The sequence below is a fragment of the Lelliottia sp. CFBP8978 genome, from assembly GCF_034046055.2.
Taxonomy (GTDB): domain Bacteria; phylum Pseudomonadota; class Gammaproteobacteria; order Enterobacterales; family Enterobacteriaceae; genus Enterobacter.
Map to the genome: position 1 here is coordinate 2,682,802 of NZ_CM188253.1, position 23,218 is coordinate 2,706,019.

The window sequence follows — 23,218 nt, forward strand, 5'->3', positions numbered from 1 at the left end:
GAGGGCGAAGATCATGGCGCAAAACAGCGCGTTAGCGACGCTAAAAGATCTGGCTGAAAAGGAAGTTGATGATGCCGCACTGCAGCTTGGTGCAATGCGACGCGGATATCAGCAGGCTGAAGAACAGTTGACGATGTTAATCGACTATCAGCATGAATATCGCACCAACCTTAATACCGATATGACACAGGGCATTGGCAGCCAGCGCTGGATTAACTATCAGCAGTTTATTCAGACGCTGGAAAAAGCGATTGACCAGCATCGCCAGCAGTTGTCCCAGTGGGACCAGAAAGTCGATAAGGCACTCAATTTCTGGCGAGAGAAAAAGCAGCGGCTGCAGGCCTGGACCACATTACAGGACCGACAAACCGCCGCGACACTGCTTGCCGAGAACCGCCTTGATCAGAAAAAAATGGATGAGTTTGCCCAGCGCGCATCAATGAGGAAACCGGAATGATCACACTGCAACAACTGCTGATGACCGACACTGACCTGTCCGGCGGTACGCAGACTGGCAAAGGCGCCGAGGGCGCACAAGACTTTCTCTCCCTGCTGGCGGGCGCATTGACCGACGCCGCCGCCCAGGGAAAGGACGCACCTCTGACGCTGGCCGATCTTAAAGCCGCGGGCAGCAAGCTGACGAAAGCCGCCCTGCAGCAGGACGGCGAAAACCCGCTCACCGCTAAGATCACCACCCTGCTGGCGCGTGAAGATTTACTTAACATCGACGACAGCGAGCAGACCACCACTCTTCAGGGCCTGGTCTCCGGGCTGCTTCCTGCCGCCCGTGGTGATGCGCTGAAGACGCTGACCGCGGCCGCGCAGAAAGAAGACAGCAAAACGGAACTGAGCGAAGAGGAGCTGGCCGGACTGAGCGCGCTGATGGCGATGTTACCTCATCAGCAAACCGCGACCTCAGTGGCGTCAGCGCCGACTGAGGCTAACCCCATCGCCACGCAGGCCAGCGCCACGCCATCTGCAACCGGACGCGGCTCGTTGCTGAGCAACGACCTGCCTTATCACGGTAAAGAGACCGCGAAAACGACGGCTGCCGATAATGCGCTGCCAGCCAGCACACAGTCCCTCACCCCTGTTGCCGTCGCGGCTGAAGCAAAGCAGGAAGCCGCCAGTAGCGCGTCAACCGCATCGCCTGCCGCCACTCTCGCACCGATTGTGAGCAGTCATGCTGCGGCGCAGCCTGCGGCGACCTTTGCCACCGCACCGGTCATCAGCCAGCCGCTGGGTACGCACGAGTGGCAACAGGCGATCAGTCAGCACGTCACGCTGTTCACCAAACAGGGGCAGCAGAGCGCGGAACTGCGTCTGCATCCGGAAGATCTGGGCCAGGTGCAAATATCGCTTAAACTTGATGAGAACCAGGCGCAACTGCAGATGGTTTCAGCACATGGTCACGTACGTGCGGCGCTCGAAGCCGCACTGCCGATGCTTCGCACGCAGCTGGCTGAAAACGGCATTCAATTGTCGCAAAGCAGCATCAGCAGCGAAAGCTCAGCAGGACAGCAGCAGTCGTCCTCACAGCAGCAACAGCACGCTTCTCGCTCCGGTCAGCAAGGCGGATTTAACAACGAGAGTGATGAATTGCTGGTCACACCGGCTGCGCTGCAGTCCGCAGGGCGTGGAAATGGCGCGGTAGACATCTTTGCCTAAACGCCAGAGGTAGCGTGATTATCCCCGTCTTTTCCACGCTTTGACCTAAGCAGGACGCGGGATAATCATTATATTAGCTGTACCGAAACAGGAAGCTCGTATCAGATGACTGACTCCGCTATCACCAAAAAAAGCAAGCGATCCATCTGGGTCCCGCTGCTGGTGTTGATTACGCTCGCTGCATGCGCGACCGCTGGCTATAGTTACTGGCGTTCACAGCAAGTCCCGTCAGCCGCTGCCAAAGCAGAACCTCCGCCGCCTCCGGCACCGGTCTTTTTTGCACTGGATACGTTTACCGTTAACCTGGGCGATGCCGATCGCGTGCTCTATATCGGCATTACGCTGCGTCTGAAAGACGATGCGACGCGTACCCGTCTGAGCGAATATCTGCCGGAAGTACGTAGCCGTCTGCTTCTGCTTTTCTCACGTCAGGACGCCTCGGGGCTGGCAACCGATGACGGTAAGCAAAAGCTGGTCGAAGCGATCAAGCAAACGCTGGCACCGCCACTGGTAACCGGTCAACCTAAGCAGGAAGTCACTGACGTTCTGTATACAGCCTTCATCCTGCGGTAAAGACATGGGCGATAGTATTCTTTCTCAAGCGGAAATCGATGCGCTGCTCAATGGCGACAGCGACAAAAACGATGATCCTAAACCGGGACTGGGCGGCGAACCTGATATTCGCCCCTATGACCCGAATACCCAGCGTCGCGTGGTGCGTGAGCGTCTGCAGGCGCTGGAGATCATTAACGAACGTTTCGCGCGTCAGTTCCGTATGGGGCTGTTCAACCTACTGCGTCGTAGCCCGGATATTACCGTCGGCGCGATTCGCATTCAGCCTTATCACGAGTTCGCGCGTAACCTGCCGGTACCCACGAACCTTAACCTGATCCACCTGAAGCCGCTGCGCGGCACCGGGCTGTTCGTGTTTTCGCCGAGCCTGGTGTTTATCGCGGTAGATAACCTGTTTGGTGGCGATGGGCGTTTCCCGACGAAAGTCGAAGGTCGCGAGTTTACCCATACTGAACAGCGCGTGATTAACCGCATGCTGAAGCTGGCGCTGGAGTCTTACAGCGACGCGTGGAAAGCGATTAACCCGCTGGAAGTGGAATATGTGCGTTCGGAGATGCAGGTGAAGTTCACCAACATCACCACCTCGCCTAACGATATCGTCGTCAATACCCCCTTCCACGTCGAAATCGGCAACCTGACCGGCGAATTTAATATTTGTCTGCCGTTCAGCATGATCGAACCTCTGCGTGAAGTGCTGGTGAACCCGCCGCTGGAGAACTCGCGTAATGAAGACCAGAACTGGCGTGAGAATCTGGTCCGCCAGGTTCAGCATTCACAGCTTGAGCTGGTAGCGAGCTTTGCGGATATCCCACTGCGTTTATCCCAGATACTGAAATTACAACCCGGCGATGTCCTGCCGATAGAAAAACCCGACCGCATTATTGCCCATGTGGATGGCGTACCGGTGTTGACCAGCCAATACGGCACTGTAAACGGTCAGTACGCGTTACGCGTTGAGCACCTGATCAATCCGATATTGAATTCGCTGAATGAGGAACAGCCCAAATGAGTGACATGAACAATCCGTCCGATGAAAACAGCGGAGCACTGGACGATCTGTGGGCTGATGCGTTGAACGAGCAGCAGGCAACCCCGAGCAAAAGCGCGGCGGATGCAGTATTCCAGCAGTTAGGCGGCGGTGACGTGAGCGGAACCCTGCAGGATATCGATCTGATTATGGATATCCCGGTCAAGCTGACTGTCGAACTGGGCCGTACCCGCATGACCATTAAAGAGCTGCTGCGCCTGACGCAAGGCTCCGTTGTGGCGCTTGATGGCCTGGCGGGTGAGCCGCTGGATATTCTGATCAACGGGTATCTGATTGCTCAGGGCGAAGTCGTGGTGGTCGCAGATAAGTACGGCGTACGTATTACCGACATCATCACCCCATCCGAACGTATGCGTCGTCTGAGCCGTTAAGTATGAAAACCCAGGCAACAGTATCCCCCCCCTCTGCGGTTCCAGGCTCTCCGCTGCTTCAGGTTAGCGGTGCGCTGATCGGTATTATTGCCTTTATTTTGATTATCGCGTGGCTGGCAAAACGCTTCGGCCTGGCGGGTAAAACCGCCAACGCGCGCGGTCTTAACGTCAGCGCCAGCGCTTCGCTGGGTCCGCGCGAACGCGTGGTCATCGTTGACGTTGAAGATGCTCGCCTGGTTCTGGGCGTTACCGCATCGCAAATCAATCTGTTACATACCCTGCCTCCTGCGCCCGTTTCGGTTGAGAAACGCGCAGAGGAGCCCGCGGATTTTCAGTCCGTGATGAAGAGTTTGCTTAAGCGTACCGGGAGATCGTGATGCGCCGTGTGTTGTCCCTTGCGCTGGCAGGCATTGGCCTGTTTGCTCCCGCCGTGTATGCCCAGTTGCCAGGCTTGATTTCTACCCCCATGGCCGGTGGCGGGCAAAGCTGGTCTCTGCCGGTGCAGACGCTGGTTTTTATCACCTCGCTGACCTTTATCCCGGCTATTTTGCTGATGATGACCAGCTTCACCCGCATCATCATCGTCTTCGGTTTACTGCGAAACGCGCTGGGTACACCGTCGGCGCCACCTAACCAGGTGCTGCTCGGTTTAGCGCTGTTTTTGACCTTTTTTATTATGTCGCCGGTGATTGATAAGATTTACGCCGACGCTTATCAGCCTTTCAGTGAAGACAAAATCTCAATGCAGGTCGCCCTCGAAAAAGGCGCTCAACCGCTGCGTGAGTTTATGCTGCGTCAGACGCGTGAAGCGGATCTGGCTCTGTTTGCTCGTCTGGCCAATGCCGGGCCAATGCAGGGACCGGAAGCAGTGCCAATGCGCATTTTGCTGCCGGCCTATGTCACCAGCGAACTGAAAACCGCTTTCCAGATCGGTTTCACCATTTTTATCCCGTTCCTGATTATCGACCTGGTGATCGCCAGCGTGCTGATGGCGCTCGGGATGATGATGGTTCCGCCGGCCACCATTGCCCTGCCCTTTAAGATCATGCTCTTTGTGCTGGTCGACGGCTGGCAGCTACTGGTTGGCTCGCTGGCGCAGAGTTTCTACAGTTGAGGCGCGTCCAATGACTCCTGAATCGGTCATGATGATGGGCACGGAGGCGATGAAAGTCGCCATCTCCGTCGCCGCCCCGCTGCTGTTGGTTGCCCTGGTGACCGGTCTGATTATCAGTATTCTTCAGGCCGCGACGCAGATTAACGAAATGACCCTCTCCTTCATTCCAAAAATCATCGCCGTGTTCGTGGCGATCATTGTTGCCGGGCCGTGGATGTTAAACCTGCTGCTGGATTACATGCGCAACCTGTTTACCAATCTGCCGTACATCATCGGCTGACCCGCTGAATGCTTCATTTCACCAGCGATCAGTGGATGCAGTGGCTTGGCCTCTACTTCTGGCCCTTACTGCGCGTAATGGCGCTGATCATGACGGCGCCCATCCTCAGCGAGCGATCGATCCCTAAGCGCGTTAAAGTCGGCCTGGGGCTGCTGATTACGTTTGTGATTGCCCCCACGCTACCGCCGGTCAACGTCGCGATTTTCTCCGCGCAGGCGATATGGCTTGCGCTGCAGCAGGTGCTGATTGGTGTGGCGATTGGCTTCACTATGCAGCTGGCTTTTGCGGCGATTCGTACCGCGGGTGAACTGATCGGCCTGCAGATGGGTCTGTCGTTCGCCACCTTCGTGGATCCGGCAAGCCATCTCAACATGCCCGTTCTCGCCCGCATTATTGATATGCTGGCGATGCTGCTGTTCTTAACCTTCAATGGCCATTTATGGCTGATTTCGATGCTGGTGGACACCTTCCATACGCTCCCGGTGGGTGGAAATCCGGTCAACAGCAATGCCTTCCTGGCGCTAACCCGCGCTGCCGGGCTGATTTTCCTGAATGGCCTGATGCTGGCGCTACCGGTGATCACCCTTCTGCTGACCGTAAACCTGGCACTGGGATTACTCAACCGAATGGCCCCGCAGCTTTCAGTATTTGTTATCGGTTTCCCGGTGACACTGACCGTCGGGATGATATTGATGGCGCTGTTAATGCCGCTTATCGCTCCTTTCTGTGAACATTTATTCGGGGAAATATTCAATCTGTTAGCCGATATTGTTCATGAGTTACCCCGAAATAGTAATCCCTGATGTTTATATTGTCTCTCTGAGGATATTCCTAAAATAAAACATGAAAAACATCTACCAGGATATATCTGGTGCGGTTTATTTGTTTTTATGCCCCTCACATTACTCAACATTTACTTTACTTTAAGATGATTCCTGGCAAATTATACGTAACTTTACGGGATAGTGAGTTCGCCTGAAAGTCTTTGTATTGCTCACAGGTTAATACCTTTTTTTATCCATCCCGTATGGCTGTTTATGAGCTCTCAGGCAGATGGTGAATTATCGTTACGCATTGAGTGAGGGTATGCCATGTCAACGATCATTATGGATTTATGCAGTTACACCCGGCTAGGGCTAACCGGGTATCTGGCGAGTAGAGGGGTTAAAAAACGAGACGTTAACGATGTTCACGACGTTGACGAACTTGCAGCCGCTTGTGAAACTTACAAGCCTGGCGTGGTGTTTATTAATGAGGACTGTTTCATTCACGATCCAGCCAACAGTCAGCACATTAAGCAGATCATTAATCAACATCCTAAAACCCTGTTTATTGTTTTTATGGCAATTGCGAATATCCATTTCGATGAATATTTGTTAGTGCGTAAAAACTTATTGATTAGTTCGAAATCTATTAAACCCGAGTCACTGGATGACATTTTGGGTGATTATCTGAATAAAGAAGCAAAGAGTGTAGGAGAATTTAACTTACCCACGTTATCATTAAGCCGTACTGAATCGAGTATGCTGCGAATGTGGATGGCCGGGCAAGGGACAATTCAGATTTCCGACCAAATGAACATCAAAGCAAAAACGGTTTCATCACATAAGGGAAATATTAAAAGGAAAATTAAAACGCATAATAAACAAGTTATATATCATGTCGTTCGTCTGACGGATAATGTGACCAACGGTATTTTCGTTAATATGCGCTAGTTGATTTCTGTTTCTCTGCACACCATCAATCTCTGGCCTGGCCAGAGATTTTTCGTTTTGACATCCCGGACAGGGGTCAGCCTGGGTTTGAGGCAATTCGCATGTGGCTACTCTGCCAGCTCCACAAAAATCCCGTCTGAATGACCTATTTCATTAAAGAACCAGATGCCGAGCGGGTAATCCTCAAGTGACACCAGATACATTACGCCTTCATTAAACTGCTCCACTGCCAGTACCACGCCCGGACGGCGCGGCCCGCCGTCTGTCTTCACGGTAACCCGATCGTTAACCTTCATAACTTCCTCCTGTCGTTTTGAGCCAGTGTAGAACAAAACGCAGCAACTGGCAGCGGGTGCAAGAGTGAATGGTGCTTTTGTGGGCGGTCTATACTTAACGCTGAATACGGCAAATGAGGTATGTGGAATGAAGACCGCGAAAGAGTACAGCGACACCGCAAAACGCGAAGTGAGCGTCGATGTCGATGCCCTGCTGGCCGCCATTAATGAAATCAGCGAAAGCGAAGTCCGTCGTACCGGGGATGATCCCAGCAGAGTGGTCGTCAACGGGCACGATTATCACACCTATCGTGAGCTGGCCGAAGCGTTTGAACTCGATATCCATGATTTCAGCGTGACGGAAGTCAACCGTTAAGGCGAAAAAAATCCCGGTCATGGGGTGACCGGGATCAAACTTGCTTAAGCAAGAAGCACTTATAAATTCGTTACACCAGGAAATCTGATGTGGGATTTACATTATCCCCAATGATTTTGCATGACAAGAATATATTCCTGGAGCAAATGCATTTAACGTTAAGTCTTAGTTTTAGTTATATAACGCGCAGCCTGTCCCGCGCGGCTCCGGCGGGATCGGTTCCGGAAACGGCATGGCCCAGGCGAAATTTGTTTTAGGATTTATCTTAGGGTTACCCCCCCAGGAGACGCTATGTCCTTACTCAAGGAGACGCTGCTGATATTTACCGATCTGGACGGTACGTTGCTGGATATCCATACCTATGACTGGCAACCGGCGGCGTCCTGGCTGGAAAAACTGCAGGACCATCAGATCCCGGTGATTTTATGCAGCAGTAAAACCGCCGCAGAAACCCTTGCCATTCAGCAGGACCTTGGGCTGGAGGGATTGCCTTTTATTGCTGAGAATGGCGCGGTTATCCAGCTGGATGTGCGATGGGGCGACCATCCTGACGCGCCCCGGCTGATTAACGGCACGCCGCACAGTGAAATTCGTCAGGTGATTGAGCCGCTGCGGGAAAACGCGGGCTATAAGTTCACCACTTTTGATGACGTGGACGAACGCGTTATCGGCGAGTGGACCGGGCTGAACCGCGAAAGATCGGCGCTGGCCCGCCTGCATGAAGCCTCGGTCACGCTCATCTGGCGTGACAGCGACGATCGAATGGCGCAATTTGAAACCGAGCTGGAACAGCTGGGGTTTAAGTTCATCCAGGGCGCGCGTTTCTGGCATATTCTGGACGCGCGCGGCGGTAAAGATCAGGCGGTGAACTGGCTGATTGACGAATATCGCAAGCGCGAGGGGTTTGTCCCCACCACCATTGGTCTGGGCGATGGTCCCAATGATGCGCCGCTGCTCGATAACGTGGATTACGCCGTGGTGGTTAAAGGCATTAACCGTCACGGGATCCAGCTTCAGGACGATATTCCCGAGCGGGTCTATCACACCAGTCTGCCGGGACCGGAAGGCTGGCGTGAAGGACTGGATCACTTTTTATCCGGTTCCCGGCATACCACCTGATTTCTCCCCTGCTGTTTGGCCTGGTACAGGCGCGCGTCGGCGATGGACTGCAGTTGCTCGAAGTCGGCGTTATCGCTCTCTTCCGAGCTGCTGACCCCCAGAGAGGCGGTGACGCGCGTGGTGGTACTCTTCAGGATCAGAATCTCTTTGCTGTTGACAGACGCGCGGATCCTTTCGGCGACGATCACCGCCTGCTCGGCGGTGGCGCCCGGCAGGGCAACGCAAAACTCCTCGCCCCCTACACGACCGGCAACATCGCTGCTGCGCAACGCACGGGCAATCAGTCCGGCGGTATGCGACAACACTTTGTCACCGGCCTGATGACCATAGCGGTCGTTGATATTTTTAAAGTGGTCCAGATCGAGCTGAATCACCGAGAACGGTATTTTCTGCTGATGGCACTTTTGCGCCAGGGCTTTCGCCCGATCGAAAAACGCACCACGATTATTCAGTCGGGTAAGGGGATCGTGCCACGCCTGCCACTTCAGCGAGTTTTGCAGCGTGTACATGTTGCTCACCATCCGGCGGATCACCAGCCAGGAGATCAGCAGCATGGCGGTAAACAGCGCCCACAATAACGCCAGCGCCACGCTGATGCTGCCGAACTGGCCGTGAACCCCCTCCTCCAGCGTGTGTACGCGCAGCACCACGCCATCAAAATGGTCGAGACGCTCCCAGCTCACATAGCGCGTGTTTAAACGTATACCGCCTTCTGTATCGCGCTCTATGGCATCCGCAATCTGCGCCCGCTCATTCTCATCAAACAGGTTAATCGCATCGTCCGCCGATTCTGAAGAGGCAATGCGATTAAGCCGACTGTCATAGAGCTGATATTCGCCGTCTGTGTGGACGTCTACCGCATCGGTGAGTAAATTTTTCATGGTCGTGAGGGTAAAATCCATCGCCAGAACGCCGTACCAGTAGTGATCGAGATAGACCGGAACGCTGGCGGTGATCGTACGTTCCTCGTCCACGCCCGACGGCGATGCAATGAACCACCGCACGCTACGTCCACGATTTTCCCGCTCGGTCTGCCGGGTAAACCACGGTTGCGTGACAAAATGGTAGTAGCGTGAGACCACCGTCTGATGCTGGGCTGAAGCCTGGGTGGAGAGGAAGAATCCGGCGCGTGAAACGTAAGAGACGCCTTTTTCCTTGCCGGAAGTGGACGTGGCAAGGCGCAGCAAATAGCCGAGTTCCAGCGCGGCGGAGAGCTCTTTTCCGATCCGCTTATTATCGCGCGCCAGCAGCGTGGTGCGCTCAACCAGCGCGTCGGATACACCATATATCGCTAGCGTGCGCTGATGATCAACGTCCAGCTGCCAGAAAGGCTCGGTGCGCAGGCGAGTAAAATCGCTGACCGCATCATGCAATACGCGAAAGCCCAGCGGCGTTTGCAACGCATCGCCCATGCTATGGCGAAAAAAAAGCAGTTTATCCACGCTGAACTGCAACTGTCTGTCCAGCGCGTTGGCGACATTTTCCAGATGATTTTGCTGGCTTGAGATATACGCCTCTTCCAGCACCACGACTTCCCGCCACGTCAGGATGGTCGAAAAAATGAGGACCACCAAAAAACAGAGATTCACAATCCGCCCCGGGTGGCGGCGTAACCGTTCGAGATAATTCTTTTTTGTTTTCAAGGTATCGCGCTGCACACAAACTCCCTGCTCCCACTCTGCACCATCAATACCCTACCTCAAAATGCCTGTCATCGACGACTGTGACAAAAACGCCCGGACATGCCGGGCGTGAGGTGATTAAGCCGTCTCTCTTCGCTGTCGTCCGTCACCAGGCAGAAGCTCGTCTTCACGAAACGCTTCGCGCTTGATTCCGTATCCGTCATACCATCGGCACTCCACCATGCCACTGGAATACCCGGTGACAATCATCGACGGACCACCATTTTTTGGCTTAACTTCATCACTGACCACAAAGACCATACCCGCCTCCAGTATCAGGGTGAAACTGTTTCAATCTAGACGAGGAATGACGTTTTTGCATCATCTTTCACGAGGCATTTAGTGCGATACACCGCGCACTTTTTCAATGCCCTTCACGGCGGCAATCACTATCGCGCCAATGATAAAGCCAATCACAAGATTAGCCACCATTGGCAGCACCGCCGCCACAATCGCGCCGAACCCTGCCGCAAAATGCTCAATGGCGTGATGGAGCGGCGCAATGCCATGCACCACGATCCCGCCGCCGACCAGGAACATCGCCAGGGTGCCAATAATGGAGAGCGATTTCATCAGCCACGGGGCCAGCACCAGCAGACCTTTGCCGATGACTTTCGCCAGCGCGTTGGATTTTTTCTCCAGCCAGAATCCCATATCGTCGAGCTTAACGATCACCCCGACCAGGCCATACACCCCAACGGTGACTAAAATCGCGATACCCGAGAGGACCAGCACCTGATTGAGCAGCGGCGATTCCGACACGATGCCAAGGGTAATCGCCACGATTTCTGCCGAGAGGATAAAGTCCGTGCGAATGGCCCCTTTGACCTTATCGCGCTCGAAAGCCTGCGGGTCCTTAGCCGCGAGAGCTTCCAGACGTTGCTGTCGCGCCTGCGGAGTCTCTTCGTCTTTATGCGAGCCAAAAGAGTGCAGCACTTTCTCGACGCCTTCGTAGCACAGAAACGCGCCGCCAATCATCAGTAGCGGCGTGATCGCCCACGGAATAAAGGCGCTGATCAGCAGTGCCAGCGGCACCAGGATCACTTTATTGATAAAGGACCCTTTCGCCACGCTCCACACCACCGGCAGTTCGCGGTTAGCGCGTACCCCCGTCACCTGCTGCGCGTTAAGCGATAAGTCATCTCCCAGCACACCGGCCGTTTTTTTGGCGGCCAGTTTTCCCATCACCGAAATGTCATCCAGCAAGGTGGCAATATCGTCGAGCAATGTTAATAAGCTACTTCCTGCCAAAATCTTATCCTTCTTATTTTGCTAGTTAAGTGAATAGTATGGAGCAAAAATCAAAACCCTGAAACAGACACCTCAAGTCAACAAATAATTCACATCATTCAGACAATTAAAGCGCTCGCCAACCCGCTGGTTTTGACGTTTACTCTATGCGAACTTTTTTAATCGCTGTGAGGGAATATGCGTTTCAGGCAACTATTACCGCTTATCGGAGCGCTGTTTTCGCTCTATATCATCTGGGGATCCACTTACTTTGTGATTCGTATCGGCGTGGAAAGCTGGCCTCCGCTGATGATGGCGGGCGTGCGTTTTCTCTCTGCCGGCGTGCTGCTTTTAACATTTCTCTTGCTGCGCGGGCATAAACTCCCCCCGCTGCGCCCGCTGTTAAACGCCGCGCTGATCGGCCTGCTACTGCTGGCCGTCGGGAACGGCGGTGTGACGGTGGCCGAGCACCAGAACGTGCCCTCCGGCATTGCGGCGGTGGTTGTCGCTACCGTGCCGCTGTTTACCCTCTGCTTTAGCCGACTGTTCGGTATCCGGACCCGCAAGCTGGAGTGGATGGGGATCGGCATTGGTCTGGCGGGAATTATTCTGCTCAACAGCGGCGGAAACCTGAGCGGTAATCCGTGGGGCGCGGTGCTGATTCTGATTGGCTCGATGAGCTGGGCTTTTGGCTCGGTGCTCGGTTCACGAGTGGAACTGCCTTCCGGCATGATGGCCGGTGCCATCGAGATGCTGGCGGCGGGCATTGCGCTGCTTTTGGTCTCCGGCGTGAGCGGTGAAAAACTGACTACTCTGCCGACGCTGTCCGGTTTCCTGGCGGTGGGATATCTGGCCATTTTCGGCTCGATTATCGCCATCAGCTCTTATATGTTCCTGATCCGCAACGTCAGCCCTGCCGTGGCGACGAGCTATGCCTACGTCAACCCGGTGGTCGCCGTGTTGCTGGGGACGACCTTTGCTGGAGAAGTGCTCTCATCCGTCGAATGGATAGCGCTGGGCGTGATTATTATGGCGGTGGTGCTGGTGACGCTCGGGAAATACCTGTTCCCGGCCAAACCGACGGTTATTTCCTGTGAGGTGGAAAAACCGTAAGCGGATGAATTCCCTGAGTGTCGATCTGCGCGGCATCTCCCCCGCCGCAGATCCACTCCTCCAGACGCTCGGTTAACGCGGCGTCGTCAAGTTTCAATCTGCCGCGCAGCGCGCACTCCCAGACGATCAAAACGCGCCAGCCCTGAGCGATAAGCGCGGCGGTGTCGCGTTTGTCGCGCGCCGCATTCTTGCCTATTTTCTCCAGCCAGAACTCGGTCCGCGTCGCCGGGACTTTAAACAGATAGCAGTCATGATGGTGCCAGAAACAGCCGTGGGTAAAGATAATGCCCTGATAGTCATCGAGGATAAAATCGGGGCGACCCGCCAGCGAGGCGTCCTGGACGCGGAACTCAAAGCCCGCCTGGGTTAATAATTGGGCCAGCCGTTTTTCAATGGCGGTATCACGCGTGCCAATGGCACGCATGTTTTTGCTGCGGGTGGCCTTATTGTGCACATCCGTCATTGACGGCCTCACTCAGACGACGCTGCACCGCGAGTTTGATGCGTGATTCCAGCAGTTTCGCCACGGCAGCAAAGGCAGGCACCACCACCGAGTTGCCAAACTGACGGTAAGCCTGGGTATCAGAAACCGGAATGCGGAAACTGTAGCCTTGCGGCGATTCAAACCCCATCAGCCGGGCGCACTCCCGCGGCGTCAACCGACGCGGGCGATGGCGCTGATTCTGCGGATCGTCGAAATTCACTTCACCGAGCGCTTTATCCCAGCCGCGGTCAATCAGGATTTCGGCCCCGTCTTTGTAATACCGCGCCGACAGCGTACGCGTGACGCTGTGAGGGTTATCCGGATTGACCATCCCGAATCCAAAACCATTTCCTTTCGCCTGGTGCTTTTTGGCATAGCGGTAGAGATATTTCCACAGCACCGGGGTGAGGATAAATTTGGCGTCAAAAGCCGGTTCCAGCAGTTCAGCCACGGACGGCCGATGCGCCGGATAGAGCGACGGAATATCGCGCAGCGTAAAATCGCCCTTCAGGTTTAAATCCCGGCGGAACCCCACCAGCACAATACGTTCGCGGTGCTGCGGCAGGAAATGTTTGCCATCAATAATCTTGGGATCGTCTGCACCGGTATCCTGGGCATCAGCCACGTCGTAGCCCAACTCATCCAGGGTTTGCATGATGATTCGGAACGTTTTGCCGCCGTCGTGACTCTTCAGGTTTTTGACATTTTCCAGCACGAAAATCGCCGGGCGTCGCGCGTCAATAATGCGGACAACGTCAAAAAAGAGCGTGCCTTGCGTATCGCAGGCAAAACCATGTGCGCGGCCAAGCGCATTCTTTTTGGAAACGCCCGCCAGGGAGAAGGGCTGACACGGAAAACCGGCCAGCAGCACATCATGCGGCGGCACATTCTCACGGATATGGTCCGCCGCCTGTTGATCGCTGACGCCGCTTTTATGGCTAAGCGTAACGTCGCGGATGTCTTCATTGAAATGGTGCGTCTGCGGGTCGCAGTACCAGTTCGCTTTATAGGTGCGTACCGCATGTTTATTCCATTCGCTGGTAAACACGCATTGCCCGCCAATGGCCTCAAAGCCTTTACGGATCCCGCCGATACCGGCGAACAGATCGATAAAGCGGAAGGCATAGTTCGGATGCGAAGCAGGCGGGCGCGGTAACAGGGTTTGCAGGAGATGAAATTCTCCGTCGCTCAACCGATGCCCTGCCCGCTCACTGGTGACCAGTCGCTTGAGGATCGCGGGACTCCAGTGGCTCTCGCCCTGGGCATTCAGTTGATTGACCAGCGTTTTGACATCATAGATGGTCAGCAGCGTGCTGAGTAACGTCTGCACCGTTGCCGTTGATTTCTCAGCCAGCAAAAGAGCGGGCTGAGTCACTGAGAGTTTTTCCTGCATATCGTTAACCGGACGAGAGAGACTGGAAACAGATTACCATAGTTCGGCTTCACAGACTGCGCTGGAATCGGCTCACGATCTGCTGGTCGAGACCGAGACAATCCCCCTGCAACTCGGCGCTCAGTTTCGCCATAAATTGCACCAGAAAATGCGCATTATGGCGGGCAAGTTCGCGTCCCATCCCGGTTTGCATGGTCTCTGGCAGACGCAGCAGTTTGGTCTGGAAATGGTCAAGCGCAAACTGTTTGTCGTTGAGTTCGCGCGCATCGGCAAAGGGATCGTCTGCATCAAATAACGCCACATTCAGCGAACCCGACACGGCAAACACGCGCGCCAGGCCAATCGCGCCCAGGGCTTCCAGTCTGTCGGCGTCCTGGACAATTTTGGCCTCGGCGCTGTGTGGCGTGATTCCGGCGCTAAAGCTGTGCGCTTCGATAGCATGTTCAACGGCAGGGATGCGGTCCGGCGGGAAATCAGGAAAAGCGTCATTGAGGATTTGCCGGGTCTTTCGCGCCGCAAGGCGGGATGACTGGCTACGGTCGGGGTGATTCTTGGGCAGACTGACAATGTCATGAAAATAACAGGCCGTGAGGATAACCAGCGGATCGACGGTTTGCCCCGCCATGATTTGCCGGGCCGTCATCCACACGCGGCGGAAATGGGCAATATCATGCGCGGCATCTTCTGTGGTGTGATGTTCCGTTAGCCAGGCTTCGAGGCGCTGCTGCCATTGGGTGAGTTCCATTTTCTCTCCTTCACAAAACAGTCACCTTACCAACTTTCACTCTTCCTGGCACCCGTTGCCCCCGCGCGGGCGCGTATACCAGGCAATTCCTCCGAGCATCAAGCCAACCGTGCCAGGAACCAAAAATCCCAGCAATGCGCCCAGCCATTTGCCGCTGGCCGATCCTAAGTCGCCGGCGACGACTATACCCGGTGAGGATGTTATTTTGCTCACCACCCACACATAGCGCAGCATCGTCCAGACAAAGTACCCGCAAAATGCGTAAAACGCCCACAGGGCCAGCTTGCCTCCCAGGCTGCGATGATTATTGTGTTCCATGTTTAACCCTTTCATCAGCGGCCATCACGTTACCGCTGTCACATCAAACGCTAAAATTTGTGAATTAAGTCACATTCTGACATTGATTTCGTCGACATGCGACGGTTTACGCCGGGTGATTTGGGTTGAGTTGATCCCACGCAATTTTTGCCGAGCGTTCTTGCGGATGGCGCAGAATCAGGGGTTGCGCTGAGATGACGTGAAGATTTGTGCAGATCAGCGGGAGAGAAAGACGAAAGGCCGCTTTCGCGACCTTTAGCGCTGGCAGACCATGCCGTTATGGCGCTTCCTGTAACGCCAGACGAATAAAACCGTTGTTCTGCTCCAGCAGGTCGCGGGCCTCCCAGGCATTCAGCCCCGTCATGACCATCAGCACCGCCGTTTTACAGTGATGGTTGCAGCTTTCAAGCGCACTTTTCGCCACGCTACGGGAACAGCCGCCTGCTTCCATCACAATCGCAATCTGGCGTTCGGCCCATCTGGTCGTTTTGGCCTCCAGATCCACGCGCATGTTGCTGTACACGCGCCCGGTTCGCACTGCCAGCCCGGTGGCGATCATCTTCAGGATCAGTTGTTGCGCTATTGCCGCTTTGGCATTCGTGAAGCCCGCGACGACATCCGGACCGGTTTGCGGCGCGATCACCATACTGGCGAGCTGCGCCGCTTCACTTTGTTCATCGCCGGTAATAATGGCGACGGGCGAGCTGAGCGACCAGGCGTGGCGCATCGCCCCCCAGACCCACGGCGTTTTGCCGCTAACGGTCAACGCCAGCATCATATCGTGCTCGCAGAAGTGAATGGCCTGAAGTTCAGCGACACCCCTGTCGTAACTCCCGGGATCTTCCCCGGCATCCATACCCACGACGGGGTGCTTACCGGGAGCGAACTCCTGCGCCGCCTGAACAGCCGCTCGCCCCGATGCCCCCGCCCCCACGATAACCAGACGCCCGCCGTGACTCAGGGTGGCAGCAGCATTGTCCACGACGCGAGCGATGACAGGTAAAAATGGAGTAATGGAATCGGTAATGCATTTATCGTCCTGATGGATGAGATTTAGCATGTCCAGAGTCGACAACCTGTCGATATCCGCCGTCTCCGCGTGACGTCTTTCCCTGTTCAAACCGTTCAGCTTAACGCTCATAAAATGCCTCCTTTCGATGAATTACAACACACTATAAAGTGTTTTATATGGATGGCCTGAGAAGGGAGTCACGAAAAAGGTAGCATTCGCAAGCTTTTACATGGCTTTAAGAAAGTGCCGTCATCAGCGATAATTACCCCTTTATTATTAGCCACGGGGTTTCGATGAGCGATTTGCAGCCTTTAACCATCACGCGCAAGCGCCCGATGAAGCTCAACACCCTGGTCACGTTGATGGTGTGCGGCGTGATCGGGTCGGTTTTGCTGGTTATTTTTGCGCTCTATTTCATGCAGATCACCAAAGCCACGCGTGATGGGGTAAAAGATACCGCACTCGCTATCGCCAGAACGCTGGCGGACAGCCCCGATGTGAAACGCGGCCTGCTGCTCCCGGCGGAGAAAAGCCAGATTCAGCCTCTCGCTGACGCGGTGACTCAACGCAACGATCTGCTGTTTGCGGTGGTCACCAATATGCAGGGGGTGCGCTTCTCTCATCCTGATAACACTCTGCTCGGCAAACCCTTTATTGGCGACGACCTTAAACCGGCGCTGGAAGGCAAAGAAAATGTTGCCATCAACCACGGCGTACTGGCGGAAGCTCTACGCGTTTTTACCCCGGTCTATGACAACGCGCATCAGCAAATCGGCGTGGTCGCCATCGGGATCTCACTCAATAAAGTGGACGAGCAGATCGGTCGCGGCCGCTGGGACGTGATCTGGACCGTATTATTCAGCGCGCTGATGGGGTCGCTCGGCATCTGGGGCGTGGTCCATCTGCTCAAGCGGGTGCTGTTCGGGCTTGAACCCTATGAAATTTCCGCCCTGTTTGAACAGCGTCAGGCGATGCTGCAATCGCTAAAGGAAGGCGTCATTGCCGTCGACAGTCAGGGCCACGTCACCATGATTAACCACGCCGCCCGCCAGATATTGCTCCTGCCGATGAACAACACGAACGAACCGCGTCACGTGCCGATGCTGGCTTCGCTGCGTCGGGTCTCGCAAACCGGTCAGGCGTTGCAGGATCAGGAGATCGACTGCAACGGCCGGCTGTTGCTGTGCAACACCTTCCCCGTCAAAAGTCAGAATGCGGTGATTGGCGCCATCTGCACATTTCGCGATAAAACGGAAATCAGGCAGTTGATGCAGCGTCTGGACGGCATGGTGAGCTACGTGGATGCGCTGCGCACCCATTCGCACGAGTTTATGAATAAGCTGCATGTCATACTCGGCCTGCTGCACATGAAGCGCTACGACAAGCTGGAAGAGTACATCATCCAGACGGCGCAAAATTATCAGACCGATATTGGCGCGATCCAGCGCAAGATAAAATCCCCGGTGATCGCCGGATTCCTGCTGGGTAAAATGAATCGTGCGAAAGAGGCGGGCATCACCTTAACGCTGGCAGACGAGTGCCTGGTGCCCGACACCCCGAATACGGAACAGGTCACAGTGCTGATCACCGTGCTGGGCAATCTGATTGAAAACGCGCTGGATGCGATGTCCGATAACGCTGAAGGTGAAATTGGCCTGCTGATGCACTATCAGAACGGCTGGCTGAGCTGTGAAATCAGCGATGATGGTCCCGGAATTGACCCGGCGCGGCTGGAGCACATTTTTACCAAAGGCTATTCCACCAAAGGTGAAAACCGCGGTGTGGGATTATTCCTTGCCCGTCAGCAGCTCGGAGAATTGGGCGGCGAGATTGCCGTTGAATCCGAGCCTGGCGTATTTACTCAATTTTTTGTTCAGATCCCCTGGGATAGCGAGAGGAAAATCGCGTGATAAATGTCTTAATTGTCGATGATGATGCCATGGTGGCCGACCTTAACCGTTTGTACGTCAACCGGGTTGAGGGCTTTAGCTGCTGTGGCGTCGCCTCCACGCTAAGTCAGGCGCAGGGGGTGATTAACGACCCCACTCAGCCTGTCGATCTGGTGTTGCTGGATGTCTATATGCAGCAGGATAACGGGCTGGATCTGCTTCCGGTGATTCGCGCGTCGGGCCGTCCCATTGATGTGATCATGATTTCATCGGCCTCTGACGCGGCCACCATCCAGACGTCAATGCATTACGGCGTGGTGGATTATCTGATCAAGCCGTTCCAGTTCCCGCGCTTTGAAGAGGCGTTAAACGGCTGGAAGGAGAAAAAGCAGTTGATGGGCGCTCATCAATATTATGAACAAGCCGATGTCGATCGTTTGCTGCACGGCGGTGCGCCGGAGCTGGCAGACAGCAAACGCCTGCCGAAGGGGTTAACGCCGCAGACGCTGCGCACCATTTGCCAGTGGATTGAGGGCCATCCCGATGCGGAGTTTTCCACCGATGACCTGGCCAACGCGGTCAGTATTTCGCGCGTCTCCTGCCGTAAGTACCTAATTTGGCTGGCACAAATTAATATCTTATTTACCAGCATCCACTATGGCGCGACGGGGCGTCCGGTATACCGCTATCGCCTGCAGCCGGAACAGACAGGTCTGCTCAGGCAATATTGCCAGTAAGGCGATAGCGATTGTCGAGCAGCGTAAAGCGGAAGTGACGCTGCGAAGAGGTCACGATCTCGCCGGACCGCGTCACAAACACCGCTTCAATATCAGGCCGCGCGCGTAGCGCGGCACAGCCCTTCTCCACGCCCATACCGTAAATCAGCGTGGTCCAGATATCGCCGTTGAGAGAGTCATTTGAAATGATGGTGACGCTGTCGAGTTCGTTATCCAGCGGATAGCCGCTGCGCGGATCAAGAATATGGTGATAGCGCTTGCCATCGCGCTCAAAAAAGCGCTCATAGGTTCCCGATGTCACCACCGATTTATTCTCGACCACCAGCGAACCGATCAATTCCTCCGCCGCACCAAAAGGTTTTTTAAGTCCAACGGCCCAGCCGCCCTCTGGCGCACCCAGCGTCTGGATATTCCCGCCCAGATTGATCAACCCGAGCGTCTCCCCTTCCTGACGTAAAAAATCTCTCACTCTGTCAGCGATAAAGCCTTTGGCAATGGCCCCGAGGTCAATCTCCATGCCCGGTCGGGTCAGAAACACGCTACAGTCCGCATCATCGAGCAGGACTTGCGTCGGATCGGTGATCGCCAGCAGGGTCTGGATCTCTGACTCCGGCGGTACGCTATCGCCCTGAAAACCGATTTTCCAGCGTTTGACCAGCGGACCGATCGCCAGATTGAAGGCGCTGTTTTCCAGCAGACTGGCCGCCTTCGCGCAGCGAATCAGCTCATATACCGGACGGCTGACGCTGACGGGATGTTTCCCGGCGGCATGATTGATATCCATCACCTGCGACGGCGTGCGATTGACCGTCAGTAAATTTTCGTACTGTTTGATAAGACGAAACACCCGCGAGGCGAGCGTTTCGTTGTGGGAAAAGAGTTTCAGAAGGATGGGGGAACCCATCAGAACAGCGGAGTAACTGTAAACGCGTGGGTCGGTGGACATGGCAAAGGCTCCCTGGTTGACTGGCCGGATAGCACCCGCGTATCCGGCCTGCATGAGCGATGAAACTAGGCCATTTTCGCGCGCATTGCCGCATGATGTCCGGCAAGCGTACCAAAAATAATGATATCCGCCACGGCATTCCCGCCAATACGATTACCGCCGTGAATCCCGCCGACCACTTCCCCCGCCGCATAGGCCCCCGGAATCACCTTGTGAGCGCTGTCCAGTACACAGGTTTCGGTGTTGATGGTGACACCGCCCATGGTGTGATGCACGCCCGGCGCGATACGAATGGCGTGGAACGGGCCTTCGTTGACAGGCGCACGCAGCGCGGTGGTACGGCCAAAATCGTCGTCGTGCTGTTTTTCAACAAAACCATTGTAGCGCTCAAGCGTGGCCATGAAGGCGTGATAATCCATACCCAGCATTTCTGCCAGCGCTTTTGGCGAGCTGGCGCTGGTCACCAGACCTTTAGCAATGTACTCATCGGCAGCTTTGTTTTTCGCGCGAACATGCTCATCGAAGACGATATAGGCATATTTTTCCGGCAGGGCAATGATCTGCGCCGACACTTTGTCGCGCGTCTCCATCTCGTTGAAGAAGCGATTCCCCTTCTGGTTCACCAGAATGGCACCGCCGCCACGGATTGATTCAGAAATCAGATACGAGGTGTTTTGTTCCACGGTCGGATGGATCTGGATTTCGCCCATATCCACGGTCCCTGCGCCAATACGTTCGAGGAGCGCAATACCGCCGCCGGTCGCGCCTTTGTGGTTCGTGGTCACGAAACCGGCCAGGTCCGGGCGATATTTCACCACCATCTGGCTATTGGCGCTGAAACCGCCGGTCGCCATAATCACACTCTTGGTCGAAACGGTGAGTGTTTCGTTCTCTTCCGTGGTCAGGCGGACACCGGTGACTTCGCCGTTTTCGAACAGGATCTCGCTGACGGAGGTATCCAGCATCACGTCGATATTGCGTTTGTTGACGTTACGCACCAGGCCGCTGATCAGATAGCCGCCCACCGCAGAGCCGTCTTTCGGACGGTGAGTACGGTCGATGCTCATCCCCCCCGTGGTGGTGATGTCGTTAAGCATGATGCCGCGCGTTGCCAGCCATTCAATCGCTTCAGGTGCATTTTCCACAAAGCGGCGCAGCAGCTCCGGATTGTTCTTGTTATGGCCGCCTTTCAGCGACTCCTGGTAAAACAGTTCTTTGCTGTCCTGAATGCCTTTCACCCGCTGGAAGCGCGTTTCGGCCGCGTTCATCCCGGCAGAGGCTTTGATCGTATTACCGCCGATGGTTGGCATTTTTTCGACGATCAGCACGCTGGCGCCTTCGTCATAGGCCTGAATCGCTGCCGCCAGTCCCGCGCCACCGCTGCCGACCACGACCACATCCACACATTTGACGGCATCAGGATCGACACCTTCTTCGGCGGCCAGCGCTTTGCCGGATTTCACCATCGCTTTAGAAACGGCTTTTTTGACCGCTTCGCTCTGGCTGGTTGCGCCGGTAATGGCGTCGACATGAGGGGTATTAGCATCGAGAATACGGCTACGAATTTCTTCAAAGCTGGTGACAAATTCCACGTCGTCATCGGGACCCGATGCGAGCGCAATGTCTGCAATGCGATCGGTTTCCAGGCTGACGTTGATAACCAGTTCACGGGTGTCGTCCTGAACTTTCTCGACAAACGTCCCGGGCTTGAACTTCGATTCGGTCATGCTCATGTCGCGGATCATCGCCTCCACCAGCGAGAAACGCCACAGCGGCTCGGGAATGTGCAATGCTTCACGCTTCGTGCTGTCCATAAACAGCTCCAGCGTTTCGCCACTGCAAATCCGGTCAGTCCAGTCGGGATACGCAATCGTTGCGCGGCCCACAGCGATCAGATCGTACCCATGGTCCAGCGCGTCGTGGACATCGGCCGCATTTACGACGCCACCGACTCCCATCACCGGAACCTGTGCGAGCGTTTCGGAACGCATTGCACAATATTTTTCGATAAGCGGAGTGGGATCCTGTGTATCGACGATTGACGGACGCAGCGTCGCACCCACCGAGAAGTGCAGATAATCGACGCCACGCGCCGCCAGTTTTTCCAGCAGGTACAGGGTATCGTCAAAGCGGATGCCGGGGACTTCCATCTCTTCCGGGGAGAAACGGTAGCCAATAATGAACGCATCGTCGGCATACTGACGCACCATTTTGTGAGTGATATCCAGCACCGCCAGCGGGAACTTCGCGCGGTTGTCGCGGCTGCCGCCCCACTCGTCTTCACGCTGATTGGAGTTCGGCGAGTAAAACTGCTGAATAAGATAGGTGTTGGCACCGTGGATCTCGACGCCATCGAAACCCGCCTGAATGGCGCGGCGAACCGCTTCGCCAAATTTGGCGATCATCGCTTCGACTTCTTCACCGCTCAGCGCAACCGGCGTGGCGGCCCCTTCACGCGGAGCGGCTACGGCGCTCGGCCCCACCGGAGTCCGTCCGCCGATCAGTTTCGGATCGACCATGCGGCCGCCGTGGTAGATCTGCAGCAAGGCGCGGGAGCCTTCGGATTTGATGGCCTGAGCAATTTTCGCCAGGCCGGCGATCTTCTCGTCGTTGTCGATTCCGAGGGCGCCAGGGAAGGCCAGGCCCAAATCGTCAACGAAACAGCACTCAACAATGATAGTGCCGATACTGCCTGACCGTGCGCGATAGTATTCCACCAGTTCGCTGGTCACCGTGCCGTCGTAATAACCGGTACAGGTGGTCATCGGGGCCATTAACAGACGGTTTTTAAGTTCTGTGCCATTCGGTAATGTGAAGGGGCTTAAAATGCGTTCGTTCGTGCTCATAATAGAAACTCCAAACTTTTAAAATTGAAATTTTGAATTCTTTATCGGATTTCTTTCTGGTTAATTTTTTTGCCGATGTCATGGTATTAATATAAAGGTATTTTTAGTTACGAAAGTTATTACGTTAGTTATAAAACTATTTAATCCCTGCAATAACATTATTACTACATAGGTGTTATTGATATCAGGATACCGCGTTCACAACAATATCAATTCTGTTAACGTTTTGATTACTTTCATCTCGATAAATAAAATTAAATAACTTAATGATTTATATGTGTTTT

The 23,218-nt window shown here is 54.9% G+C and carries 26 protein-coding genes; 15 read left to right on the forward strand and 11 right to left on the reverse strand.

What is annotated here, in order from left to right:
• Positions 1–13: 13 nt before the first annotated feature.
• From fliJ to rcsA, 10 genes are all read left to right on the forward strand, one after another.
• Positions 14–457 (forward strand): flagellar export protein FliJ, encoded by a 444-nt coding sequence (gene fliJ / locus SOM82_RS12715; protein ID WP_154125844.1) that lies wholly within the window; start codon positions 14–16, stop codon positions 455–457.
• On the forward strand, positions 454–1,668 hold the full coding sequence (fliK, locus tag SOM82_RS12720) for a flagellar hook length control protein FliK (protein ID WP_320461442.1): 1,215 nt from the start codon (positions 454–456) through the stop codon (positions 1,666–1,668). Before fliJ ends, fliK begins: the two co-directional genes overlap by 4 nt.
• 105 nt (positions 1,669–1,773) lie before the next feature.
• The gene (gene fliL / locus SOM82_RS12725; RefSeq protein WP_154125846.1) at positions 1,774–2,241 is read left to right on the forward strand and encodes a flagellar basal body-associated protein FliL; all 468 of its coding nucleotides are present in this window, start codon (positions 1,774–1,776) and stop codon (positions 2,239–2,241) included.
• A 4-nt stretch (positions 2,242–2,245) separates the two neighbouring features.
• Positions 2,246–3,250 (forward strand): flagellar motor switch protein FliM, encoded by a 1,005-nt coding sequence (fliM, locus tag SOM82_RS12730; RefSeq protein ID WP_320461443.1) that lies wholly within the window; start codon positions 2,246–2,248, stop codon positions 3,248–3,250.
• Positions 3,247–3,660, forward strand: a complete 414-nt coding sequence (fliN, locus tag SOM82_RS12735) for a flagellar motor switch protein FliN (RefSeq protein ID WP_095282473.1) — start codon at positions 3,247–3,249, stop codon at positions 3,658–3,660. Before fliM ends, fliN begins: the two co-directional genes overlap by 4 nt.
• 2 nt (positions 3,661–3,662) lie before the next feature.
• Positions 3,663–4,037 (forward strand): flagellar biosynthetic protein FliO, encoded by a 375-nt coding sequence (fliO, locus tag SOM82_RS12740; RefSeq protein WP_154125848.1) that lies wholly within the window; start codon positions 3,663–3,665, stop codon positions 4,035–4,037.
• Positions 4,037–4,774 (forward strand): flagellar type III secretion system pore protein FliP, encoded by a 738-nt coding sequence (gene fliP / locus SOM82_RS12745; protein ID WP_320461444.1) that lies wholly within the window; start codon positions 4,037–4,039, stop codon positions 4,772–4,774. Before fliO ends, fliP begins: the two co-directional genes overlap by 1 nt.
• A gap of 10 nt (positions 4,775–4,784) precedes the next feature.
• Positions 4,785–5,054, forward strand: coding sequence for a flagellar biosynthesis protein FliQ (fliQ, locus tag SOM82_RS12750; RefSeq protein WP_154125850.1), 270 nt, complete (start codon positions 4,785–4,787; stop codon positions 5,052–5,054).
• An 8-nt stretch (positions 5,055–5,062) separates the two neighbouring features.
• The gene (gene fliR, locus SOM82_RS12755; RefSeq protein WP_154125851.1) at positions 5,063–5,857 is read left to right on the forward strand and encodes a flagellar biosynthetic protein FliR; all 795 of its coding nucleotides are present in this window, start codon (positions 5,063–5,065) and stop codon (positions 5,855–5,857) included.
• A 288-nt stretch (positions 5,858–6,145) separates the two neighbouring features.
• Complete coding sequence (gene rcsA / locus SOM82_RS12760) at positions 6,146–6,769, forward strand: transcriptional regulator RcsA (protein WP_154125853.1); 624 nt, start codon at positions 6,146–6,148, stop codon at positions 6,767–6,769.
• Between the two features lie 107 nt (positions 6,770–6,876).
• On the opposite strand, the gene dsrB is transcribed toward rcsA, so the two are convergent.
• On the reverse strand, positions 6,877–7,065 hold the full coding sequence (gene dsrB / locus SOM82_RS12765; protein ID WP_320461445.1) for a protein DsrB: 189 nt from the start codon (positions 7,063–7,065) through the stop codon (positions 6,877–6,879).
• 127 nt (positions 7,066–7,192) lie between these two features.
• Between dsrB and yodD the strand changes: the two genes are divergently transcribed.
• On the forward strand, positions 7,193–7,420 hold the full coding sequence (yodD, locus tag SOM82_RS12770; RefSeq protein ID WP_154125856.1) for a YodD family peroxide/acid resistance protein: 228 nt from the start codon (positions 7,193–7,195) through the stop codon (positions 7,418–7,420).
• A 291-nt stretch (positions 7,421–7,711) separates the two neighbouring features.
• Positions 7,712–8,539 carry a mannosyl-3-phosphoglycerate phosphatase-related protein gene (locus SOM82_RS12775; protein WP_320461446.1) on the forward strand — a complete coding sequence of 276 codons (828 nt, stop codon included), beginning with the start codon at positions 7,712–7,714 and terminating at the stop codon, positions 8,537–8,539.
• Here the strand turns inward: SOM82_RS12775 and dgcQ are convergent.
• The 3 genes from dgcQ to SOM82_RS12790 all read right to left on the reverse strand — a co-directional run bounded on the left by dgcQ (position 8,506) and on the right by SOM82_RS12790 (position 11,472).
• Positions 8,506–10,197, reverse strand: a complete 1,692-nt coding sequence (dgcQ, locus tag SOM82_RS12780) for a cellulose biosynthesis regulator diguanylate cyclase DgcQ (RefSeq protein WP_320461447.1) — start codon at positions 10,195–10,197, stop codon at positions 8,506–8,508. The genes SOM82_RS12775 and dgcQ overlap by 34 nt on opposite strands.
• Before the next feature lie 102 nt (positions 10,198–10,299).
• On the reverse strand, positions 10,300–10,482 hold the full coding sequence (locus SOM82_RS12785; RefSeq protein ID WP_282495385.1) for a YodC family protein: 183 nt from the start codon (positions 10,480–10,482) through the stop codon (positions 10,300–10,302).
• A gap of 78 nt (positions 10,483–10,560) precedes the next feature.
• On the reverse strand, positions 10,561–11,472 hold the full coding sequence (locus SOM82_RS12790) for a DUF808 domain-containing protein (protein WP_154125860.1): 912 nt from the start codon (positions 11,470–11,472) through the stop codon (positions 10,561–10,563).
• A gap of 177 nt (positions 11,473–11,649) precedes the next feature.
• On the opposite strand from SOM82_RS12790, the gene yedA reads away from it, so the two are divergent.
• On the forward strand, positions 11,650–12,564 hold the full coding sequence (gene yedA / locus SOM82_RS12795; protein ID WP_154125861.1) for a drug/metabolite exporter YedA: 915 nt from the start codon (positions 11,650–11,652) through the stop codon (positions 12,562–12,564).
• Here the strand turns inward: yedA and SOM82_RS12800 are convergent.
• The 5 genes from SOM82_RS12800 to SOM82_RS12820 all read right to left on the reverse strand — a co-directional run bounded on the left by SOM82_RS12800 (position 12,536) and on the right by SOM82_RS12820 (position 16,645).
• Positions 12,536–13,027: a very short patch repair endonuclease gene (locus SOM82_RS12800; protein WP_320461448.1), complete on the reverse strand. Its 492-nt coding sequence runs from the start codon at positions 13,025–13,027 to the stop codon at positions 12,536–12,538. The two genes, yedA and SOM82_RS12800, sit on opposite strands and share 29 nt — an antisense overlap.
• Positions 13,008–14,441 (reverse strand): DNA cytosine methyltransferase, encoded by a 1,434-nt coding sequence (locus SOM82_RS12805; RefSeq protein WP_320461449.1) that lies wholly within the window; start codon positions 14,439–14,441, stop codon positions 13,008–13,010. Before SOM82_RS12805 ends, SOM82_RS12800 begins: the two co-directional genes overlap by 20 nt.
• A gap of 49 nt (positions 14,442–14,490) precedes the next feature.
• Positions 14,491–15,186 (reverse strand): phosphohydrolase, encoded by a 696-nt coding sequence (locus SOM82_RS12810; RefSeq protein WP_320461450.1) that lies wholly within the window; start codon positions 15,184–15,186, stop codon positions 14,491–14,493.
• Between the two features lie 36 nt (positions 15,187–15,222).
• On the reverse strand, positions 15,223–15,504 hold the full coding sequence (drpB, locus tag SOM82_RS12815) for a cell division protein DrpB (RefSeq protein WP_320461451.1): 282 nt from the start codon (positions 15,502–15,504) through the stop codon (positions 15,223–15,225).
• Between the two features lie 277 nt (positions 15,505–15,781).
• Complete coding sequence (locus tag SOM82_RS12820) at positions 15,782–16,645, reverse strand: N-acetylmuramic acid 6-phosphate etherase (protein ID WP_320461452.1); 864 nt, start codon at positions 16,643–16,645, stop codon at positions 15,782–15,784.
• A gap of 164 nt (positions 16,646–16,809) precedes the next feature.
• On the opposite strand from SOM82_RS12820, the gene SOM82_RS12825 reads away from it, so the two are divergent.
• Together SOM82_RS12825 and dcuR are read left to right on the forward strand one after the other, a co-directional pair.
• On the forward strand, positions 16,810–18,426 hold the full coding sequence (locus tag SOM82_RS12825) for a sensor histidine kinase (RefSeq protein ID WP_320461453.1): 1,617 nt from the start codon (positions 16,810–16,812) through the stop codon (positions 18,424–18,426).
• Positions 18,423–19,142, forward strand: a complete 720-nt coding sequence (gene dcuR, locus SOM82_RS12830) for a two-component system response regulator DcuR (protein WP_320461454.1) — start codon at positions 18,423–18,425, stop codon at positions 19,140–19,142. Before SOM82_RS12825 ends, dcuR begins: the two co-directional genes overlap by 4 nt.
• On the opposite strand, the gene SOM82_RS12835 is transcribed toward dcuR, so the two are convergent.
• Complete coding sequence (locus SOM82_RS12835; RefSeq protein WP_320461455.1) at positions 19,123–20,088, reverse strand: FAD:protein FMN transferase; 966 nt, start codon at positions 20,086–20,088, stop codon at positions 19,123–19,125. The genes dcuR and SOM82_RS12835 overlap by 20 nt on opposite strands.
• A 65-nt stretch (positions 20,089–20,153) precedes the next feature.
• Positions 20,154–22,934, reverse strand: coding sequence for a flavocytochrome c (locus SOM82_RS12840; protein WP_320461456.1), 2,781 nt, complete (start codon positions 22,932–22,934; stop codon positions 20,154–20,156).
• Between the last annotated feature and the right edge of the window lie 284 nt (positions 22,935–23,218).

Bases quoted from the DNA above. Each gene is read 5' to 3' on its own strand.
- fliJ (WP_154125844.1), top strand. From the start codon at position 14: ATGGCGCAAAACAGCGCGTTAGCGACGCTAAAAGATCTGGCTGAAAAG.
- fliK (WP_320461442.1), top strand. From the start codon at position 454: ATGATCACACTGCAACAACTGCTGATGACCGACACTGACCTGTCCGGC.
- fliL (WP_154125846.1), top strand. From the start codon at position 1,774: ATGACTGACTCCGCTATCACCAAAAAAAGCAAGCGATCCATCTGGGTC.
- fliM (WP_320461443.1), top strand. From the start codon at position 2,246: ATGGGCGATAGTATTCTTTCTCAAGCGGAAATCGATGCGCTGCTCAAT.
- fliN (WP_095282473.1), top strand. From the start codon at position 3,247: ATGAGTGACATGAACAATCCGTCCGATGAAAACAGCGGAGCACTGGAC.
- fliO (WP_154125848.1), top strand. From the start codon at position 3,663: ATGAAAACCCAGGCAACAGTATCCCCCCCCTCTGCGGTTCCAGGCTCT.
- fliP (WP_320461444.1), top strand. From the start codon at position 4,037: ATGCGCCGTGTGTTGTCCCTTGCGCTGGCAGGCATTGGCCTGTTTGCT.
- fliQ (WP_154125850.1), top strand. From the start codon at position 4,785: ATGACTCCTGAATCGGTCATGATGATGGGCACGGAGGCGATGAAAGTC.
- fliR (WP_154125851.1), top strand. From the start codon at position 5,063: ATGCTTCATTTCACCAGCGATCAGTGGATGCAGTGGCTTGGCCTCTAC.
- rcsA (WP_154125853.1), top strand. From the start codon at position 6,146: ATGTCAACGATCATTATGGATTTATGCAGTTACACCCGGCTAGGGCTA.
- dsrB (WP_320461445.1), bottom strand. From the start codon at position 7,065: ATGAAGGTTAACGATCGGGTTACCGTGAAGACAGACGGCGGGCCGCGC.
- yodD (WP_154125856.1), top strand. From the start codon at position 7,193: ATGAAGACCGCGAAAGAGTACAGCGACACCGCAAAACGCGAAGTGAGC.
- SOM82_RS12775 (WP_320461446.1), top strand. From the start codon at position 7,712: ATGTCCTTACTCAAGGAGACGCTGCTGATATTTACCGATCTGGACGGT.
- SOM82_RS12785 (WP_282495385.1), bottom strand. From the start codon at position 10,482: ATGGTCTTTGTGGTCAGTGATGAAGTTAAGCCAAAAAATGGTGGTCCG.
- yedA (WP_154125861.1), top strand. From the start codon at position 11,650: ATGCGTTTCAGGCAACTATTACCGCTTATCGGAGCGCTGTTTTCGCTC.
- SOM82_RS12800 (WP_320461448.1), bottom strand. From the start codon at position 13,027: ATGACGGATGTGCACAATAAGGCCACCCGCAGCAAAAACATGCGTGCC.
- SOM82_RS12805 (WP_320461449.1), bottom strand. From the start codon at position 14,441: ATGCAGGAAAAACTCTCAGTGACTCAGCCCGCTCTTTTGCTGGCTGAG.
- SOM82_RS12810 (WP_320461450.1), bottom strand. From the start codon at position 15,186: ATGGAACTCACCCAATGGCAGCAGCGCCTCGAAGCCTGGCTAACGGAA.
- drpB (WP_320461451.1), bottom strand. From the start codon at position 15,504: ATGGAACACAATAATCATCGCAGCCTGGGAGGCAAGCTGGCCCTGTGG.
- SOM82_RS12820 (WP_320461452.1), bottom strand. From the start codon at position 16,645: ATGAGCGTTAAGCTGAACGGTTTGAACAGGGAAAGACGTCACGCGGAG.
- SOM82_RS12825 (WP_320461453.1), top strand. From the start codon at position 16,810: ATGAGCGATTTGCAGCCTTTAACCATCACGCGCAAGCGCCCGATGAAG.
- SOM82_RS12835 (WP_320461455.1), bottom strand. From the start codon at position 20,088: ATGTCCACCGACCCACGCGTTTACAGTTACTCCGCTGTTCTGATGGGT.
- SOM82_RS12840 (WP_320461456.1), bottom strand. From the start codon at position 22,934: ATGAGCACGAACGAACGCATTTTAAGCCCCTTCACATTACCGAATGGC.